At 48.9% G+C, this 17,552-nt stretch carries 21 protein-coding genes and 1 other annotated feature; of the genes, 20 read left to right on the top strand and 1 reads right to left on the bottom strand.

The window, feature by feature from the left end:
- Nucleotides 1-14 precede the first annotated feature (14 nt).
- The 13 genes from QMA04_RS08780 (at nt 15) to pheA (ending at nt 9,538) form a co-directional block, all read left to right on the top strand.
- Nucleotides 15-1,043, top strand: a complete 1,029-nt coding sequence (locus QMA04_RS08780; RefSeq protein ID WP_290185163.1) for a rod shape-determining protein — start codon at nt 15-17, stop codon at nt 1,041-1,043.
- A gap of 13 nt (nt 1,044-1,056) precedes the next feature.
- On the top strand, nt 1,057-1,941 hold the full coding sequence (gene mreC, locus QMA04_RS08775) for a rod shape-determining protein MreC (protein ID WP_290185161.1): 885 nt from the start codon (nt 1,057-1,059) through the stop codon (nt 1,939-1,941).
- Nucleotides 1,938-2,468, top strand: coding sequence for a rod shape-determining protein MreD (mreD, locus tag QMA04_RS08770; RefSeq protein ID WP_191715961.1), 531 nt, complete (start codon nt 1,938-1,940; stop codon nt 2,466-2,468). The genes mreC and mreD overlap by 4 nt, the downstream gene beginning before the upstream one ends.
- A 23-nt stretch (nt 2,469-2,491) precedes the next feature.
- Nucleotides 2,492-3,157, top strand: coding sequence for a septum site-determining protein MinC (gene minC, locus QMA04_RS08765; protein ID WP_191715960.1), 666 nt, complete (start codon nt 2,492-2,494; stop codon nt 3,155-3,157).
- 1 nt (nt 3,158) lies between these two features.
- The gene (gene minD / locus QMA04_RS08760) at nt 3,159-3,959 is read left to right on the top strand and encodes a septum site-determining protein MinD (protein ID WP_290185158.1); all 801 of its coding nucleotides are present in this window, start codon (nt 3,159-3,161) and stop codon (nt 3,957-3,959) included.
- Between the two features lie 60 nt (nt 3,960-4,019).
- Nucleotides 4,020-4,958, top strand: coding sequence for a nuclease-related domain-containing protein (locus QMA04_RS08755; RefSeq protein ID WP_290185156.1), 939 nt, complete (start codon nt 4,020-4,022; stop codon nt 4,956-4,958).
- A 241-nt stretch (nt 4,959-5,199) separates the two neighbouring features.
- Nucleotides 5,200-5,281, top strand: a sequence feature (ribosomal protein L21 leader region).
- A 14-nt stretch (nt 5,282-5,295) separates the two neighbouring features.
- Nucleotides 5,296-5,604, top strand: coding sequence for a 50S ribosomal protein L21 (rplU, locus tag QMA04_RS08750; protein ID WP_146557532.1), 309 nt, complete (start codon nt 5,296-5,298; stop codon nt 5,602-5,604).
- A gap of 2 nt (nt 5,605-5,606) precedes the next feature.
- Nucleotides 5,607-5,936, top strand: coding sequence for a ribosomal-processing cysteine protease Prp (locus tag QMA04_RS08745; RefSeq protein WP_191715957.1), 330 nt, complete (start codon nt 5,607-5,609; stop codon nt 5,934-5,936).
- A 13-nt stretch (nt 5,937-5,949) separates the two neighbouring features.
- Nucleotides 5,950-6,240: a 50S ribosomal protein L27 gene (rpmA, locus tag QMA04_RS08740; protein ID WP_008431505.1), complete on the top strand. Its 291-nt coding sequence runs from the start codon at nt 5,950-5,952 to the stop codon at nt 6,238-6,240.
- A gap of 143 nt (nt 6,241-6,383) precedes the next feature.
- Complete coding sequence (locus tag QMA04_RS08735; RefSeq protein WP_191715956.1) at nt 6,384-6,899, top strand: Spo0B domain-containing protein; 516 nt, start codon at nt 6,384-6,386, stop codon at nt 6,897-6,899.
- A gap of 1 nt (nt 6,900) precedes the next feature.
- On the top strand, nt 6,901-8,190 hold the full coding sequence (gene obgE, locus QMA04_RS08730) for a GTPase ObgE (RefSeq protein WP_191715955.1): 1,290 nt from the start codon (nt 6,901-6,903) through the stop codon (nt 8,188-8,190).
- Between the two features lie 16 nt (nt 8,191-8,206).
- The gene (locus tag QMA04_RS08725) at nt 8,207-8,659 is read left to right on the top strand and encodes an ACT domain-containing protein (RefSeq protein WP_225218543.1); all 453 of its coding nucleotides are present in this window, start codon (nt 8,207-8,209) and stop codon (nt 8,657-8,659) included.
- 15 nt (nt 8,660-8,674) lie between these two features.
- A complete protein-coding gene (gene pheA / locus QMA04_RS08720; RefSeq protein ID WP_191715954.1) occupies nt 8,675-9,538 on the top strand; it encodes a prephenate dehydratase in 864 nt (287 codons plus the stop codon).
- A 314-nt stretch (nt 9,539-9,852) separates the two neighbouring features.
- On the opposite strand, the gene QMA04_RS08715 is transcribed toward pheA, so the two are convergent.
- Entirely contained in the window at nt 9,853-10,386 is a 534-nt protein-coding gene (locus QMA04_RS08715; protein ID WP_290185147.1) for a transcription repressor NadR, read from the bottom strand.
- 125 nt (nt 10,387-10,511) lie between these two features.
- Here QMA04_RS08715 and ruvA point away from each other — a divergent pair, with 125 nt between their 5' ends.
- The 7 genes from ruvA (at nt 10,512) to secDF (ending at nt 17,519) form a co-directional block, all read left to right on the top strand.
- On the top strand, nt 10,512-11,108 hold the full coding sequence (ruvA, locus tag QMA04_RS08710; protein ID WP_290185145.1) for a Holliday junction branch migration protein RuvA: 597 nt from the start codon (nt 10,512-10,514) through the stop codon (nt 11,106-11,108).
- A gap of 18 nt (nt 11,109-11,126) precedes the next feature.
- Nucleotides 11,127-12,125 (top strand): Holliday junction branch migration DNA helicase RuvB, encoded by a 999-nt coding sequence (gene ruvB / locus QMA04_RS08705; protein ID WP_191715951.1) that lies wholly within the window; start codon nt 11,127-11,129, stop codon nt 12,123-12,125.
- A gap of 26 nt (nt 12,126-12,151) precedes the next feature.
- Entirely contained in the window at nt 12,152-13,204 is a 1,053-nt protein-coding gene (queA, locus tag QMA04_RS08700) for a tRNA preQ1(34) S-adenosylmethionine ribosyltransferase-isomerase QueA (RefSeq protein WP_290185259.1), read from the top strand.
- Nucleotides 13,201-14,343: a tRNA guanosine(34) transglycosylase Tgt gene (gene tgt, locus QMA04_RS08695; RefSeq protein WP_191715950.1), complete on the top strand. Its 1,143-nt coding sequence runs from the start codon at nt 13,201-13,203 to the stop codon at nt 14,341-14,343. The genes queA and tgt overlap by 4 nt, the downstream gene beginning before the upstream one ends.
- A 42-nt stretch (nt 14,344-14,385) precedes the next feature.
- A complete protein-coding gene (yajC, locus tag QMA04_RS08690; RefSeq protein WP_191715949.1) occupies nt 14,386-14,661 on the top strand; it encodes a preprotein translocase subunit YajC in 276 nt (91 codons plus the stop codon).
- A gap of 119 nt (nt 14,662-14,780) precedes the next feature.
- A complete protein-coding gene (locus QMA04_RS08685) occupies nt 14,781-15,095 on the top strand; it encodes a post-transcriptional regulator (protein WP_191715948.1) in 315 nt (104 codons plus the stop codon).
- A 150-nt stretch (nt 15,096-15,245) separates the two neighbouring features.
- Nucleotides 15,246-17,519: a protein translocase subunit SecDF gene (secDF, locus tag QMA04_RS08680; RefSeq protein WP_203339785.1), complete on the top strand. Its 2,274-nt coding sequence runs from the start codon at nt 15,246-15,248 to the stop codon at nt 17,517-17,519.
- The last annotated feature ends 33 nt before the right edge of the window (nt 17,520-17,552 follow it).

Genomic DNA, 17,552 nt, shown 5'->3' with positions numbered 1-17,552 from the left:
AAGGAAGAAAACCTGTGCTTGGATTTGGTTCAAAAGATGTTGGAATTGACTTAGGTACTGCAAATACATTGGTGTACATCAAAGGCAAGGGAATTGTTCTTCGCGAACCTTCCGTTGTCGTTAAAAATAAAAATACCGGAGAAATCGTCGCTGTCGGAACCCAGGCAAAAAACATGATGGGCCGTACAGCCGAGTCGATTGTCGCCATCCGTCCGATGCGTGACGGCGTCATTGCGGATTACGATATGACCTTGGCGATGATCAAGCATAATCTTGTCGAAGCAGCGAAAGCGGCAGGCGGCAAATGGAAAAGCGGCAACGTTATGATCTGTGTTCCCTATGGGATTACCTCCGTTGAACGGCGGGCGGTTTTGAACGCAGCCCGTTCAGCCGGCGCGCGTGAAGCCTATACCATTGAAGAGCCTTTCGCAGCGGCGATTGGAGCGGATTTGCCAGTTTGGGAACCTATGGGCAGTATGGTCGTCGATATTGGAGGCGGAACGACTGAAGTAGCGGTCATTTCACTTGGCGGCGTCGTTTCAAGCGACTCGATTCGTGTAGCCGGAGATGCACTGGACACTGAAATCATCCAGTATATCCGCAAGACGTATAACGTCCTGATCGGTGAACGGACAGCTGAAGCACTGAAAATGGGTATCGGATCCGCCCGTATTATGGAAGAGGCTGAAAAAGACCTTTCCATGGAAATCCGCGGGCGCGATTTGTTGAGCGGTTTCCCGAAAACGCTGCAGATCACGTCGGGTGAAATTGTGGAAGCCCTCAGTGAATCGATTGCTGCGATTGTCTCAGGCATCAAATCGACGCTTGAAAAGACGCCGCCTGAATTAAGTGCGGACGTCATGGAAAACGGCATCGTCTTGACAGGTGGAGGAGCGTTGCTTAAGAACCTCGACCGGGTCATTTCAGATGAAACGTCCATGCCGGTCTTTATTGCCGAAAATCCATTGGACTGTGTCGCACTTGGCACCGGCAAAGCGTTGGAGAACATGGACCAATTCCGCCGCCAACTATCAATCAAATAAGGAGGATGGCAATATGCCACAGCTTTTAACGAACAAGCGGCTGATTTTGCTGCTGTTGGGTGTCATCCTGCTCGTTGCACTGATTTCTTTTTCGCTCCGTGACCGCGGCAATGTGTCGCTGCCGGAACAAATCATAAAAGATGCTGTAGGAGCCGGGCAGTCGGTATTTTCACGCCCTGCTCATTTTGTCACTGGAATTTTTGACAATGTCGATTCACTATTGAATACATTTGAGGAAAACCAGCATCTGAAAACGCGCTTAGAAGAATTTGCGGGCGTGCAGGCTGAAGTCAAAGACTTGCGTTCTGAAAACGCAGAATTGAAACAACTCGTAGGGAAAGAAGAAGACCTGCGCGATTACAACCCGATCCAGGCCACCGTTATTGCACGGAACCCGGATCAATGGGAAGAGAAAATCATCCTCAACCGCGGCTCCAACCAAGGAGTGGCAGAGAATATGGCGGTCATGACTGCGTCAGGCCTGATCGGCAAAGTGACATTGACGACTCCGACAACTTCTACGGTCGAATTGATTTCCACACTCAATCCGAACTACCGCGTATCGGCGATGGTCGTTGGCGGGAAGAAAGATGTTTTCGGTTTGATCGAAGGCTATGACGCGGAGCGCCGTGAATTGCTGCTCAAGCGGATTGATGCCAATGTCGAATTGAAGGAAGGCGACCAGGTCATATCCAGCGGACTCGGCGGCATTTTCCCGAAAGGCATTTTGGTCGGCACCATCACCGAAATCACCATCGATGAATTCGGATTGACTAAACTGGCTTATGTGAAACCGGCAGCCGACTTTTCGTTATTGGACCACGTCGTCATCGCTGACCGTATCATGCCGGAAGTGGACGGTGAAGACAACGGCGTGACTGGAGACGATGAATCATGATCCGTTTCCTTATCCCGTTGATCTGCCTCGTCCTGTTTTTCATGGAACCGGTTTTCGGCCTTTTTTCACCGCTTAATATTGGCGGCGAATTAAATTATATTGTGCCGCGCTTCCTGATTATGTTCCTGATTTTCCTGACTTTGTACTATGATTTAAAGCATGCGATGTTCTATGGATTATTTTTCGGGCTCTTGTATGATGTCTTTTACATTGATATTATTGGATTATATTCTTTTTTGTATCCAGCCACTTGTTTGGCAGCTGCTTTTGCTTTCAAGCGAATTCCGCAGAACTTGGTGACGGCGACACTTCTGACGCTCGTTTTGCTGGGCGTATTCGAATTTTTGCTTTACCAGTTCTTCCTGCTGATTTCATTGACAGGAATGCCGCTCGGTACATTTTTGGCGACTCGGCTCTGGCCGACGATGGTCGCTAATTCAATCTTCCTGGTGATGCTCGGCTGGGTGTTCAAATCAGTAATGGTCACGCAGCTGTCGGAGCGTGACACTAAAATAGGGTTATATTAAAGAAAGCGCAGGTGACACATTTTTTGAAAAATCTCGTTAACATTAAAGGGAAAAATAAAGGCCTCGTGCTGTATCTCGATGACCAATGTGCCTACACGGATCTATTGGCCGAGTTGAAGGCGAAGGTGTCGGATCCTGCGCTTGACAGTGATACTGAAGTGACGGTTCATCTGAATAAACGCTATTGCACCGACAGCCAGATCAAAGAAATCAGCGACATTGTTTCGACCAATCCTCATCTGAAGGTAGTTGCGACAACGAGCGATATCCTGACGGTCGAAGAAAGCGATCAGATGATCCTTGAACGCCAGTCGGAAACCTATGTCGGCATTGTGCGTTCAGGACAAGTTGTCAAAGCGAACGGCGATCTGGTCGTCATTGGCGACGTCAACCCGAACGGCCGCGTCGAAGCGGGCGGCAGTGTTTACGTGCTGGGCCGGCTGAAAGGTGCGGCGCATGCCGGAACCAAAGGCAACCGCGACGCAGTCATTGCAGCCTCATGGCTGGAAGCGACGCAACTGAAAATCGCTGATGAATTGGAAACCATGACAGACGAATTGTCCAGCTTATCGGAACAACCGGAAATGGAATGTGCTTATTTACATACAAACGGCACCATCATCATTGACCGTTTGCAGGAATTGCGGTTTATTCGTCCGCAAATTTCAACGTTTAAAGGAGGAAGCTAGTGTGGGAGAAGCTATCGTAATTACATCAGGCAAGGGAGGCGTCGGTAAAACGACGACAACCGCCAACCTCGGCACTGCATTGGCTCTTCAAGGGAAAAAAGTATGCCTGATCGACACTGACATCGGATTGCGCAACCTCGACGTCATCTTAGGGTTGGAAAACCGCATCATCTATGATTTGATTGACGTATTGGAAGGCCGCTGCAAAGTGCATCAGGCACTTGTCAAAGACAAACGCTTTGATGACATGCTGTACCTGTTGCCGGCTGCGCAGACTGCAGACAAAAATGACGTCAATCCGGAACAGATGAAGGAATTGGTGACGGAATTGAAGAAAGACTATGATTTCGTCATCATTGACTGCCCAGCCGGTATCGAGCAAGGCTACAAGAACGCTGTTGTTGGAGCAGATCATGCAATCGTCGTGACGACGCCTGAGATTTCAGCTGTCCGTGACGCTGACCGCATCATCGGTTTGCTTGAACTGGAAGAGAACATCGACGCACCGCGTTTGATCATCAACCGCATCCGTCCCCATTTGATGAAGGCGGGAGAAGCGTTGGATGTTAATGAAATCACTACCCATTTGTCGATTGACCTTCTAGGCATCATCGCAGATGACGAACGGGTCATTTCGAGTTCGAACAAAGGTGAACCGATCGTCATGGATCCATCCAATGCTGCTGCACTCGGCTACCGCAACATTGCGCGCCGTTTGCTTGGAGAATCCGTCCCGTTGATGAGCATGGAAAAAGCACCGCCAAGCCTGTTCACCAAAATCAAAGCTGTTTTCACTAAATAAGATTGTCAAAGCCTCCGCTATTCAAGCGGGGGCTTTTTTAAAACTTCCGGGAGGTGTGGCATGAACGATTTTTTATTGGCACAGATGGTTGCAGCTGAACGTTTGCCGAATGCACATGAATCCAAGGCAGCGGTTTTACTCGAATTAAAAAGTTCATTGGCAGGTGCCAGTGGTGAGCAGCGGACGGCTACTTTGTTGAAAAGGGAATTGGATCTGCCAGGCGAAACGATTTTTTTGAATGATGTGCACATACCTTATAAAGATGGGACGGCGCAAATCGATTTGCTGTTGATTCATGAACAAATGGTCTGCGTGCTGGAAGTAAAGAACATGGTGGGTGAGTTTTATTTTGATTCCGTCAATTTTCAGTTTCACCGGATCATCGATGGGCGCAGGGAAGGAATGCGCAATCCGGAAGCGCAGCTCCACCGGGCGGTCCGTGCCGTCAGCAATTTTCTCGGCGTCTCCGTACATGGTGTAATCGTACTTGCGAGCCGGTCCGGCAAAGTGGTGGAGGCGCCCAAACATTATCCGGTCGTGTCACTCGACTATTTGCCATTTCACCTGGAGCAGCTGATGCAAGGTTCGAATCTTTTTGATGCACGGGCGCTGGCTTCCAAGTTGCGGGGACTGCCGGTGCGCAATTCGAGCCGCCGCTGGCTCGAGCGACACAATATCAGCTTCGACTCCTTGCGACTCGGTGTAACTTGTCCAAGCTGCCGCACCTGTTCACTTGATTGGCGTGAGCGCAAATGGAAGTGCGTAGTCTGCGGGTTTTATTCGCAGGATGCACATGAAGTGGCGCTCCAGGAATATGCCGTATTGTTTGGCGATAAAATCGACACCGGATTGGCTTATCGGCTTCTCGGAGTCGAAAACAAATATGTTTTATACCGATTGTTGCAAGGGTCGGCAATTCAAGGCGATGTGCGCGGAAAACGCCAAATAGTCGAAGACCGGCAATTGCTGCGGGAGTATTTTGGTCGCATTTATCGCTGACCGCACCTCAACTGGCAAAGACCGCACCTCGCGCCCGGATAACCGCACCTCAACTGGCAAAGACCGCACCCCGCAAGCGGACAAGCGCACCTCACGCACCAAAGAGCGCACCTCGCACCGTCAAAATCACTCCTCACAACCATTTGCCTAACCACTCATCACCAATTTCTCGAAACCTCACATTATCTATTGACGCGACACGCAATGGCGTGGTATTATTCTAATGTTATGTTTGTAGCGTACCATGCTGCAACCGCTCGAATCAGGTTACCTTAAGCATTCGCTCCGGCGAGTCACCTGAATAGGCGAGTCTTATTTTAAGAGGAGGTGCAAGGATATGTACGCGATTATTGAAACTGGTGGAAAACAAATCAAAGTTGAAGCAGGCCAAGAGATCTACGTTGAGAAATTGAACGGAGAAGCTGGGGATGTTATCACATTTGACAAAGTTCTATTTGTAGGTGGAGACGATACTAAAGTGGGTGTTCCTTTTGTTGAAGGAGCTACTGTTACAGCCAAAGTTGTTAAAAACGGCAAACAGAAAAAGATCACAGTCTTCAAATATAAAGCTAAAAAGAACTACCATAAAAAACAAGGTCACCGTCAGCCATACACGAAATTGACTGTCGATGCGATCAACCTGTAAGAATGATACAAGTTACTGTAAAAGAAACCTCAAAACGCATTTCGTCTTTTGAAATGTCAGGCCATGCGGATTATGCTGAACACGGGCAAGACCTCGTATGTGCTGGAGCGTCTGCTGTCTCTTTCGGAGCGGTGAACGCCATCATGGAGCTGACGGGAATCGAACCGGACATTCAGCAGGCAAACAGCGGCTTTTTAAAAGTCGGTTTTCCGGAGAACCTGGATGACAAGACGGACGAGCAGGTTCAACTGCTTGTACGCGCAATGATTGTTTCATTGAAAACGATTGAACAAGACTATGAAGAATATATTAAAATAACCTTCACAGCTTAGGAGGTGGGACAGAATGTTAAGATTAGATCTTCAGTTTTTTGCATCCAAAAAAGGTGTAGGTTCAACGAGAAACGGACGTGACTCTGAATCTAAACGCCTTGGCGCAAAACGTGCAGACGGCCAAGAAGTTACTGGTGGTTCAATTTTATACCGTCAACGCGGGACTAAAATTTATCCAGGTGAGAACGTTGGACGCGGCGGAGACGATACACTTTTTGCTAAAATCGACGGAGTCGTACGTTTTGAACGTTACGGACGCGATAAGAAAAAAGTTAGCGTATATCCAGTTGCACAAGAAGCTTAATACAAAACGAAAAGGGCTGCTTTCGCAGTCCTTTTTCTTTTGAAATTTATAAGCGCGGGTCCTGTCGGCTGAACGCATTATTTTAGGAAATTCCTGCGAACTCTTGGTATACTGGAATAAGAAGCTGAATCGGGACGTGACTTATGGAAAAGACAATCACAGTGGCACAATCGCTTCGGCATGCGCGCCATGATTTTTTAAATGAATTGCAATTGATCAAAATGAATTTGGATCTGGGCCGTCTGCAAGAGGCGCAAGAAATAATTCGTTCGCATGCCGAAGCGGCTATGCATGCCAGCCGGCTGTCTGATATCGGGCTGCCGCTGACAGAGGAATGGCTGTTGACTGCAAATTGGCGTTTCCCGGGATTTAATTTTCATGTCGAATGTTCGGCTGCTAAAGCACCGACTCATTTGGACGCAGCATTCCGGCTTTTTCTGGAGAGTTTTGTGGAAGCGGCCAAAGGGCGCCTGGAACCTTATCAGGCGTTTTATGGCACGGTTTCATTGGCTTCCAGTTCCACGCTGTTTGAAATGAAAATTACTTGTCCGGGGAATTGGCTGGATTTGGACGTTTTAGAAGTACAGGGATTCACGGCACGAAAAGAGTGCAGCGAAAACAACACATTGATTGTTGTGCGCGCACAGATGGAGGGATAATATGTTTGTCGATCACGTAAAAGTTTATGTTAAAGGTGGCGACGGCGGAGATGGCATGGTTGCATTCCGCCGCGAAAAATATGTACCGAACGGCGGCCCTGCCGGCGGAGATGGCGGCAAAGGCGGAAATATCGTCTTTATCGTTGAAGAAGGATTGCGCACGCTGATGGATTTCCGCTACAAACGGATCTTTAAAGCCGAACGCGGAACACACGGCATGAGCAAGAACCAGCACGGTGCCAAAGCTGAAGATACATTGATCAAAGTTCCGCCGGGCACAGTCGTTAAAGACGTGGATACCGGTGAAACCATTGCTGATTTGGTGGAACATGGGCAGACAGCAGTCATCGCAAAAGGCGGCCGCGGCGGCCGTGGAAACTCTCGTTTCGCAACGCCTGCAAATCCGGCGCCAGAGCTTTCTGAAAAAGGCGAACCGGGCTTTGAACGCAATGTCATCTTGGAGCTGAAAGTGTTGGCGGATGCCGGGCTTGTCGGATTCCCAAGTGTCGGAAAATCGACGTTGTTGTCGGTTGTTTCTGCTGCAAAACCAAAAATCGCTGAATATCATTTCACGACCATCGTCCCGAATCTGGGCATGGTCGAAACAGAAGACCAGCGCAGCTTTGTAATGGCCGATCTTCCAGGATTGATCGAAGGCGCTCACCAAGGCGTTGGCCTGGGCCATCAATTCCTTCGCCATATTGAACGGACGCGTGTCATCATCCACGTCATCGATATGTCAGGTCTTGAAGGACGCGACCCTTATGAGGATTACGTCACAATCAATGAAGAACTGAAGCAATACAATATGCGTTTGACCGAACGTCCGCAATTGATCGTTGCGAACAAAATGGATATGCCGGAGTCGGAAGAGAACTTGGCGAAATTCCGTGAAAAATTGCCGGAAGATGCCCGCATTTTCCCGATTTCTGCTTTATCCCGCAAAGGATTGAACAATCTCTTGTTCGCCATTGCTGACGTTATTGAAGTGACACCTGAATTCCCATTGATCGACGAGGAAGAAGCTGAGTCAGAAAGCACGGTCTTGTACAAACACGAAACCGATGCAGATGGATTCAGCATCACGCGTGAGTCTGATGGTGCATTCGTGTTGTCCGGTTATGCCATTGAACGCATGTTCAAGATGACCGACTTTTCACGTGAAGATTCGATTCGCCGATTTGCCCGCCAGATGCGCGGTATGGGAATTGATGATGCACTTCGTGAGCGCGGTGCAGAAAACGGCGATACGGTTCGCCTGCTTGAATTCGAATTCGAATTTATGGATTGATGCGGAGGTAGCTTGAATGAAGGATATTTCGGAACAACGGTATTATTTAGTGCGTGAAGACGTTTTGACGGAAGCGATGCAAAAAACGCTTGAAGTGAAAAAAATGCTGCAGAACGACCGCATTTCCATTATGGACGCGGTCAACAAGACAGGTCTTTCACGCTCTGCGTTTTATAAATATCGGGACGCTGTATTTCCGTTCCATTCGATCGTCAAAGAACGGATCCTGACGGTTTTCCTGCAACTGGAAGACCGCTCGGGAACGCTCGCGACGCTTCTGCAGTCAGTCGCTGAAAACGGCTGCAATATTTTGACCATCCACCAGACCATTCCGATCCAGGGGCGTGCGAATGTCACGCTGTCTTTGGACGTAACGGCGATGGACGGGGATTTGGACGTGTTTTTGCAACAGCTGAAAAAGCTCGATTTCGTCGAGTCGGCTGATGTGGTATCAAGTGGATCATCTTAATGGAGGAATGTTTAAATGACTGGACAAGCTGTTGATACACGAATTTCATATTTAGGGCCGGAAGCGTCATTTACACACCTTGCGGCAACAAAAGTTTTCCCTGAAGGTACCCTGGTGCCATTTACGACCATCCCTGAATGCATAGAAGCAGTGGCAGAAGGCAGCGTGGATTACGCTGTCGTGCCACTGGAAAATGCGTTGGAAGGATCAGTTCCATTGACAGTGGATTATCTATTCCACGAAGCGCAATTGTATGTGACGGCGGAAGTATTGTCGTCGATTCAACAACATTTGCTGGTACATCCGGATAACCGCAATGCGGAATCGTTTGAAGCGATTTATTCACATCCGCATGCATTGGCGCAATGCCATAAATTCCTGTTTTATACATACAAGAATACGCCTTTGGAGCAGTACAGTTCGACAGCGGCTGCAGCGAAGATGGTTGCCGAATTGCCGGAGCGCAACATTGCGGCTATCGCCAACGAATTTTCCGCCCATAAATACGGGTTGGACATTCTGCAGCGTGACATCCACGATTTCCATTTTAACCACACACGCTTTTTCGTGTTGTCGAAGTCTGATCACAAATTGACAGACCCGACGCATGACGATCAAATCAAAACAACGTTGATGATCACACCGCCTGACGATGACCGTTCAGGTGTCCTGCACCAGATCTTGTCCGTTTTCGCATGGCGCCGATTGAACTTGAGCAAAATCGAATCGCGCCCATTGAAAACCGGCCTCGGCGATTATTTCTTCATCGCTGATGTACTGGCGGACGAAAAAGACGCCATGATGCGCGGTGCGTTCGAAGAGCTTGCGGCACTTGGCTGTACAGTAAAAACCTTAGGATCGTATTATACGTATAAATGAAAAAGAGAAGTCCCGCAGCGTTTTTCGCTGCGGGACTTCTAGCTTTTAGGCAATAAATGATTAATTAGAAGAATAAGTAGCCAGTTTATTAGCTTTATAGCCAATCCTGCACCCCAGGCGGATGCTTTACGTGGACTTGCGAAGCGATAGAGGAGCCTGTCTTTTCCCTTCGCCGTCTTGCGTAAGCTATGCCCTAAGCGACCGAAGCGTTGTGTAAGGGCTATCCTTTTAAAAAAATGCCATAGCTATACCTAAGCATTCAAAACAAAAAGCCCATAATTCCGCAAATTGCGGATCATGGGCTCATCATAAAACTATTCAATTTCTTCCAGCAAAAATCCGTTATCCCGCATCGTTTGGACAGCTTTTTCAAGCGTCGCGTTATCAGGTGCAGTGATGGTATGGAGATGCGTGCCGGCTGTCAGTTCCAGCAAGTAGCTGGCGCCGGTTTCGCGGACGCGCTTCATGAAAGCTTCAACTTCCTGGACGTTTGATACGTGGATGCCGGCTGTCAGCTCGCCATATACCGGATGCTCGATCGAAACATCTTTCACTGTGACGCCCGACTCAACCAGCAGTTTCAGTTCGCGTTCGGTGTCTTCAGCCTGGTGGTGGCAGGCTATGCGCCGGCTTGCTTCTTCTGTCGCCCGGTCAGCCAGGTACAGATAACCCTGGCTGGTCGCGATGATGGGCTCGCCTTTTGCCTTCAATAATGTCATGTCGCCGACGATGACCTGGCGGGACACGCTGGTTAAAGCGGCCAGCTCACCGCCCGTCAGTGGTTGTGTTGACGTTTTTATTTTTTCCAGCAGGAATTGGCGCCGCTGTTCGCCGAATAATTTTTTCATTAGATTCCCTCGCTTATTGACTCGTTGTCTTTATCTTATCATGTGCCACTCAACAACGGGTTTATTTCGTCTAAAGCAGCTGAATATGCTATAATTATAAAGTTGAATTGAAGGAGAGACTGTCCATGTACGATTACATAAAAGGCAAGGTTACACGCGTAACGCCTGAATATTTAGTGATAGAACAACAAGGGATCGGCTGGCAGATTTTCGCGCCGAATCCGTATTCTTTCGGCAGTGATGAATTGCAGGTCTTTCTGCATCATCATGTCCGTGAAGACGCGCAATTGCTGTTCGGCTTTCCGACACTGGAACAACGCGAATTGTTCCGCAAGCTGATTTCGGTATCGGGCATCGGCCCCAAAGGCGCATTGGCGATTTTGGCCAGCGGACAGCCGCAGCATGTCATCGAAGCGATTGAACGGGAAGATGAATCCTATTTGGTGAAGTTCCCGGGTGTCGGCAAGAAGACGGCACGCCAGATGATATTGGATTTGAAAGGCAAGCTGACCGAGTTTTTCGGCGATCCTTTCGATTCGGAAGAGACAACTACATTGCTGTCGAACGACCAGGCAGAACTGGAAGAAGCGATGCTGGCACTGGGTGCTCTTGGCTATTCAGAACGGGAAATCACCAAAGTCAAACCGCAGCTGCGGGATCTGGACCTGGATACAGAAGGCTTCATGAAAAAAGCATTGCAATTGCTGCTTAAACAAAACTGATGAAAGGAGGCGACCGGCATGGAAGACCGCATTATCGACAGCGAGATCTCGGAATTTGATGAGCGTTTTGAACAATCCTTGCGTCCGCAATTGCTGGGCCAGTATATCGGGCAGCAGAAAGTGAAACACAATCTGCAAATTTTCATCGAGGCAGCGAAAATGCGCCAGGAAAGCTTGGACCATGTGCTGTTGTACGGGCCTCCTGGACTCGGGAAAACGACACTCGCTGCTGTCATCGCCAATGAAATGGAAGTCAACATCAAGATGACCAGCGGACCGGCAATCGAGCGTCCGGGTGACTTGGCGGCAATCGTGTCGTCATTGGAGCCTGGAGATGTGCTGTTCATTGATGAGATCCATCGCTTGAACCGTTCGATTGAAGAAGTGCTGTATCCGGCAATGGAGGATTTCTGTTTGGATATCGTCGTCGGCAAAGGTCCGACGGCGCGTTCTGTCCGGCTGGATCTGCCGCCGTTCACTTTGATTGGGGCGACGACGCGCGCAGGCGCTTTGTCTGCACCGCTGCGTGACCGTTTCGGCGTCTTGTCGCGCCTGGAATACTACGATACAGAAGCACTGACGGATATCGTCATCCGCAGCTCGAAATTGTTCGAAGCGGATATCGATCCGAACGCAGCTGTCGAAATTGCCCGCCGTTCCCGTGGAACTCCGCGCATCGCCAACCGGTTGCTGAAGCGCGTGCGTGATTATGCGCAAGTGCGCGGCACCGGGTCCATCACGATGGACATGGCGGAACAGGCTTTGGAAATGCTGCAGGTCGATCCGCTTGGATTGGATCATATAGACCATAAATTATTGACGGGCATGATTGAACGTTTCCGCGGCGGCCCGGTTGGACTGGATACCATCGCAGCCAGCATCGGGGAAGAGTCGACGACGATTGAAGACGTCTATGAACCGTATTTGCTGCAGATCGGTTTTATCCAGCGTACGCCGAGAGGCCGCACTGTAACGCCGCTTGCCTATGAACACTTTAAAATGGAGATGCCTGAATGACTAAATTAAATACACCACCCACAACATTGAATGTACAAGATTTTGATTTTGAACTTCCGGATGAGTTGATCGCCCAAACACCGCTGCTGGACCGTACATCGAGCCGGCTACTGGTCATGAATAAAACCACCGGCAACACGGAGCACCGCCATTTCCGCGACATCACCGAGTATCTGCATAAAGGCGATACGCTGATCCTCAACGATACGCGTGTATTGCCTGCACGCCTGATGGGTGTGAAGGAAGATACAGGAGCCAACATCGAATTGCTGCTGTTGAAGCAGATAGAAGACGATGTATGGGAGACGTTGGTCAAACCAGCGAAAAAAGTGAAAGTCGGCACCGTTGTTTCATTTGGAGAAGGGTTGCTGCGTGCTGAATGCACCGGCATCCTGGACCATGGCGGACGCCATTTCAAGATGATCTACGATGGCATTTTCTACGAAATTCTGGACGAATTGGGCGAAATGCCTTTGCCGCCATATATCCGTGAAAAATTGGAAGACCAGGATCGCTACCAGACTGTTTTCGCGAAAGAGCGGGGAAGTGCGGCGGCACCGACAGCAGGGCTTCATTTCACCGATGAGCTATTGGAAGAAATCCGGTCAAAAGGAGTCAATATCGCCTTTATCACACTTCACGTGGGACTTGGAACATTCCGACCGGTATCGGTAGATTCGATTGAAGACCATGAAATGCATTCGGAATTTTATCGCATTACACAGGAAACGGCTGATTTGATCAATCAAACAAAGGCACAAGGGGGACGCATCATTTCGGTCGGTACGACTTCGACGCGCACCTTGGAATCCGTTGCCCAGAAATTCGGAGGCGAGCTGCAGGAAGACAGTGGCTGGACCGATATCTTCATTTTCCCAGGCTATGAATTCAAAGCGATCGATGGGTTGATCACCAATTTCCATTTGCCGAAATCAACGCTCGTTATGCTCGTCAGCGCATTGTCGAACCGTGACCATATTTTGAACGCTTATCAACAAGCTGTAAATGAATGCTACCGTTTCTTTAGTTTCGGAGATGCCATGTTCATTGAGCCACAGAAAAAGGAGACTCACCAATGACAGCAGCAGTAACCTATGAACACATCAAAACCTGCAAACAGACCGGCGCGCGCCTGGGCATTGTCCACACACCGCACGGTTCGTTTGAAACCCCGGCATTCATGCCCGTCGGCACGCAAGCGACGGTCAAAACCATGTCACCTGAAGAGTTGAAAGCCATGAACGCCGGCATTATCCTCAGCAATACGTACCACTTGTGGCTGCGTCCCGGCAATGATGTCATCAAAGAAGCAGGCGGCCTGCATAAATTCATGAACTGGGACCGTCCGATTCTGACGGATTCCGGCGGGTTTCAAGTGTTTTCACTAAGCGAATTCCGCAACATCAAAGAAGAAGGCGTCCATTTCCGCAATCACATGAACGGCGACAAGCTGTTCCTGAGTCCGGAAAAAGCGATGCAGATCCAAAATGACCTGGGTTCTGACATCATGATGGCTTTTGACGAATGCCCGCCGTTCCCGGCGACGCATGAATACATGAAAGCCAGTGTCGAACGCACGTCCCGCTGGGCAGAACGCTGCCTGGAAGCGCATGCCCGCAAAGCAGACCAAGGCTTGTTCGGCATCATCCAGGGCGGCGAGTACGAAGATCTTCGCAAACAAAGCGCTCAGGATCTGGTGTCACTTGATTTTCCAGGCTATGCCATCGGCGGATTGTCCGTAGGTGAGCCGAAAGATGTCATGAACCGTGCGCTTGAGTTCACAACGCCGTTGATGCCTGCCAACAAACCGCGTTACCTGATGGGCGTCGGATCTCCTGATTCGTTGATCGACGGCGCTATCCGCGGCATCGATATGTTCGATTGTGTCTTGCCGACGCGCATCGCCCGTAATGGAACATTGATGACCAGCACGGGCCGATTGAACATCAAAAATGCGGCATTTAAACGTGATTTCGGACCGATTGATGAGAAATGCGATTGCTATACATGCAAAAACTATTCGCGCGCCTATGTCCATCACTTGATCCGAGCAGATGAAACATTCGGAATTAGGCTTACTAGTTATCATAACCTGCAATTTCTGTTAAACTTAATGGAACAGGTGCGTCAAGCGATTCGCGAAGACCGTCTGGGAGATTTCCGCGAAGAATTTTTTGAAGCATACGGTTTCAATAAACCCAACGCTAAAAATTTCTGAGTTTGTACGAGAATAGAGAAAGTGAAAGGGGGAAAATGAATAATGGAAACTTTAATTGCGTTATCACCTTTACTATTAATGTTCTTGCTAATGTGGTTTTTCATCATCCGTCCTGCCCAAAAACGTCAGAAGGCAACGGCAAACATGCAGTCCGAATTGAGACGCGGCGACCGCATCGTTACAATCGGCGGATTGCACGGACTTGTGGATGCAGTTGACGATGCAACTGTCTACATCACAGTAGCGGATGGCACGCGCATGCAGTTCGAGCGCCAAGCAATCGCGAAAGTAGTGGAATCAGCGAAATCGACAATCTAAACAAGTAAAGGAACGCCTTCGACTGTGAAGGCGTTTTTTTCATGATTAAATAATATTTTATTCTAAATTTTCCAGTTGCGAGGTACAATGGATACAGTACATCGGAAAGGAGTATACGCATGACGAGTCACCCTGAGCAATTCGAATTCGTTCTGCCGGCCCTTCAGAGCAAACGCAGTGAATTTCATCATTTTGAATACGATACGTTTACAGAACAAGACTTATGGGAATTTTGTGTGAAGAAAAAATGGCGAAAAAAAGATATAGAAACCATGCATCTCTATGAAATGATCAATGACATCATGGACATGACCGCTTCCGACTTTTTGGCTTATCACCAAGTGGAGGGTTTAAAAAAAGCGCGCTGGAACGATGACAGCACACTTGAGAACATCGAACATCTTTTGAGGCCGTCCCCGAAAAAAACGAAGTAAAATAACCGATGAACATTTCATCGCTCAAGCAGATTGCTTTTGTTGATTCGATCTTTTATTCAACTCATGTCCAGTTGCATTTGACAGCAATCAGCGGCTGTTTCATAATGATAGTGCTGTGTTTTACACACCCGAGGAGGAAGTTTACATATGAAAGCAAGAGGTCGCATAATCGCCTTTTTCTTACTGGTTATTGTACTGATAGGAATCATTGGCACCACGAGTTTACCCATCGCTAAAGACATTCGGCTAGGTCTGGACCTGCAGGGCGGCTTTGAAGTGCTCTACGAGGTGGAAACCTTAGATGGCAAGGAAGTTACGGAAAAAGTACTGACGGATACAACAGATGCGTTGATGAACCGGATCAATGTATTGGGCGTCAGTGAACCGGTCATCCAGATTGAAGGGGATAACCGAATCCGTGTCCAATTGGCGGGAGTAGAGGATCAGTCTTCAGCACGTGAGTTGCTGTCGACTGAAGCGAACCTGACTTTCCGTGATGCCCAAGATAATTTGCTGCTTTCCGGAAATGACCTGAAACAAGGTGGAGCCACCGGAACGTTCGATCAGAACGGCAATCCGATTGTCACACTGGAATTGAACGATCCCGGCAAGTTTGCGGAAGTGACGGAAGAAGTTTCCCAGATGCCCGCCCCTGACAACGTGTTGGTCATCTGGCTTGATTTTGAAGAAGGCGTGGATTCCTTTGCGGAAGAACGCATGAAAGCAGACCCGAAATTCGTCTCGGCACCAAGTGTGCAGCAACGGATTTCATCACCATCCGTTGAAATTTCGGGATCGTTCACTGTGGAAGAAACACAGAACCTGGCAGGAATCTTGAATGCCGGTGCGTTGCCGGTAAGCTTGACGGAAATCTATTCGACTTCTGTCGGAGCCCAGTTCGGTGAACAGGCACTCGACCAGACCATAGTCGCTGCAGCAGTCGGTATTTCACTGGTTCTGCTGTTTATGCTGGTTTATTACCGCTTGCCCGGAATGGTGGCAGTCGTCACCTTATCGACCTATGTGTACCTGATCTTGCTGGTGTTCGAATGGATCGGCGGCGTTCTGACTTTGCCGGGAATCGCGGCAATCATGCTTGGTGTCGGGATGGCAGTTGATGCCAACATCATCACCTACGAGCGGATACGCGAAGAAATGCGTGTCGGAAAATCGGTTCAAGAAGCGTTTAAAGTAGGAGCTCGCTCTTCTTTCTCCGCGATTATCGATGCCAATATCACGACGCTGCTGGCAGCTATTGTATTGTTCTATTTCGGAACGAGTTCCGTGAAAGGATTTGCAACGCTGTTGATCATTTCCATTCTGGTCAGCTTCCTGACAGCTGTATGGGGATCTCGCCTGTTGCTTGGGCTATGGGTCCACAGTGGTGTGCTTGACAATAAATTCGGTTTGTTCGGTTTGAAGAAATCGACTATCCATGCAAGAGAAGAAGGGTTGGAAATCACAGACCTTTCAACACGCTTTGACCGTTTTGATTTTGCGGGCCACCGCAATAAATTCTTCTTGGCTTCGATTGTCCTGATCATTGCAGGAATGGCCGTAATCGGTGTGTTCCGCTTGAACTTGGGCATCGACTTCTCCAGCGGTACACGTGTGGAAATCGCATCAGAAGCGGCGTTGTCGAAAGAGGAAGTGCAGACTTTCCTGGACGGCGCAGGCTATGAAACGGAAGATATCGTCATTTCGGGTGATGCGTCCAATATCGGCGTAGCCCGGTTTAACGAGGAATTCAGTCAGGAAGAAATCAATAGCCTGAAAGCGGTCGCTGCAGAAGAATTCGGTGCAGAACCGAATATTTCGACCGTGTCGCCTACAGTAGGCCAGGAACTGGCTAAAAATGCATTGTATGCGCTGGCGATTGCCGCTCTTGGCATCATCATCTACGTAGCCTTCCGTTTTGAATGGCGCATGGGTGTAGCTTCGGTAGTGGCATTGATTCACGATGCATTCTTCATCGTTGCCGTCTTTAGCCTATTGCGGCTTGAGGTGGATATCACCTTTATCGCGGCAGTTCTGACAATTGTCGGGTATTCCATCAATGACACGATTGTGACATTTGACCGAATCCGGGAAAATATGAAACGTATGAAGAAAATCGATTCTTTCGAGCAGTTGGAAAACGTGGTCAACGTATCGCTTCGCCAAACGCTTGGCCGTTCAGTCAATACGGTATTGACCGTGGTACTGGTGGTTATTGCGCTATTGATCTTTGGTGCGCCATCAATCACCAACTTCTCAATCGCCTTATTGATCGGTTTGATCGCGGGAACTTACTCTTCAATCTTTATCGCTGCCCAGCTATGGCTGGTACTGAAAAAAGGCGAGTTGAAGAAAAAAGGTCCGATCGACATCGAGAAGAAAGAGCAGGAAAGCAAATGGGGTTCTGACGAGCCTGTCGTATAAGTTTAGAGTTGAAATGGAACAGGGTATAGTTAC

The organism is Planococcus sp. APC 3900 (assembly GCF_030407735.1).
Taxonomy (GTDB): domain Bacteria; phylum Bacillota; class Bacilli; order Bacillales_A; family Planococcaceae; genus Planococcus; species Planococcus notacanthi.
Note: the sequence above shows the minus strand (reverse complement) of the source record. Positions and strands in the feature narration are given on the sequence as shown.

Bases quoted from the DNA above. Each gene is read 5' to 3' on its own strand.
- mreC (WP_290185161.1), top strand. From the start codon at position 1,057: ATGCCACAGCTTTTAACGAACAAGCGGCTGATTTTGCTGCTGTTGGGT.
- mreD (WP_191715961.1), top strand. From the start codon at position 1,938: ATGATCCGTTTCCTTATCCCGTTGATCTGCCTCGTCCTGTTTTTCATG.
- QMA04_RS08755 (WP_290185156.1), top strand. From the start codon at position 4,020: ATGAACGATTTTTTATTGGCACAGATGGTTGCAGCTGAACGTTTGCCG.
- rplU (WP_146557532.1), top strand. From the start codon at position 5,296: ATGTACGCGATTATTGAAACTGGTGGAAAACAAATCAAAGTTGAAGCA.
- QMA04_RS08745 (WP_191715957.1), top strand. From the start codon at position 5,607: ATGATACAAGTTACTGTAAAAGAAACCTCAAAACGCATTTCGTCTTTT.
- rpmA (WP_008431505.1), top strand. From the start codon at position 5,950: ATGTTAAGATTAGATCTTCAGTTTTTTGCATCCAAAAAAGGTGTAGGT.
- QMA04_RS08735 (WP_191715956.1), top strand. From the start codon at position 6,384: ATGGAAAAGACAATCACAGTGGCACAATCGCTTCGGCATGCGCGCCAT.
- obgE (WP_191715955.1), top strand. From the start codon at position 6,901: ATGTTTGTCGATCACGTAAAAGTTTATGTTAAAGGTGGCGACGGCGGA.
- QMA04_RS08725 (WP_225218543.1), top strand. From the start codon at position 8,207: ATGAAGGATATTTCGGAACAACGGTATTATTTAGTGCGTGAAGACGTT.
- pheA (WP_191715954.1), top strand. From the start codon at position 8,675: ATGACTGGACAAGCTGTTGATACACGAATTTCATATTTAGGGCCGGAA.
- QMA04_RS08715 (WP_290185147.1), bottom strand. From the start codon at position 10,386: ATGAAAAAATTATTCGGCGAACAGCGGCGCCAATTCCTGCTGGAAAAA.
- ruvA (WP_290185145.1), top strand. From the start codon at position 10,512: ATGTACGATTACATAAAAGGCAAGGTTACACGCGTAACGCCTGAATAT.
- ruvB (WP_191715951.1), top strand. From the start codon at position 11,127: ATGGAAGACCGCATTATCGACAGCGAGATCTCGGAATTTGATGAGCGT.
- tgt (WP_191715950.1), top strand. From the start codon at position 13,201: ATGACAGCAGCAGTAACCTATGAACACATCAAAACCTGCAAACAGACC.
- yajC (WP_191715949.1), top strand. From the start codon at position 14,386: ATGGAAACTTTAATTGCGTTATCACCTTTACTATTAATGTTCTTGCTA.
- QMA04_RS08685 (WP_191715948.1), top strand. From the start codon at position 14,781: ATGACGAGTCACCCTGAGCAATTCGAATTCGTTCTGCCGGCCCTTCAG.
- secDF (WP_203339785.1), top strand. From the start codon at position 15,246: ATGAAAGCAAGAGGTCGCATAATCGCCTTTTTCTTACTGGTTATTGTA.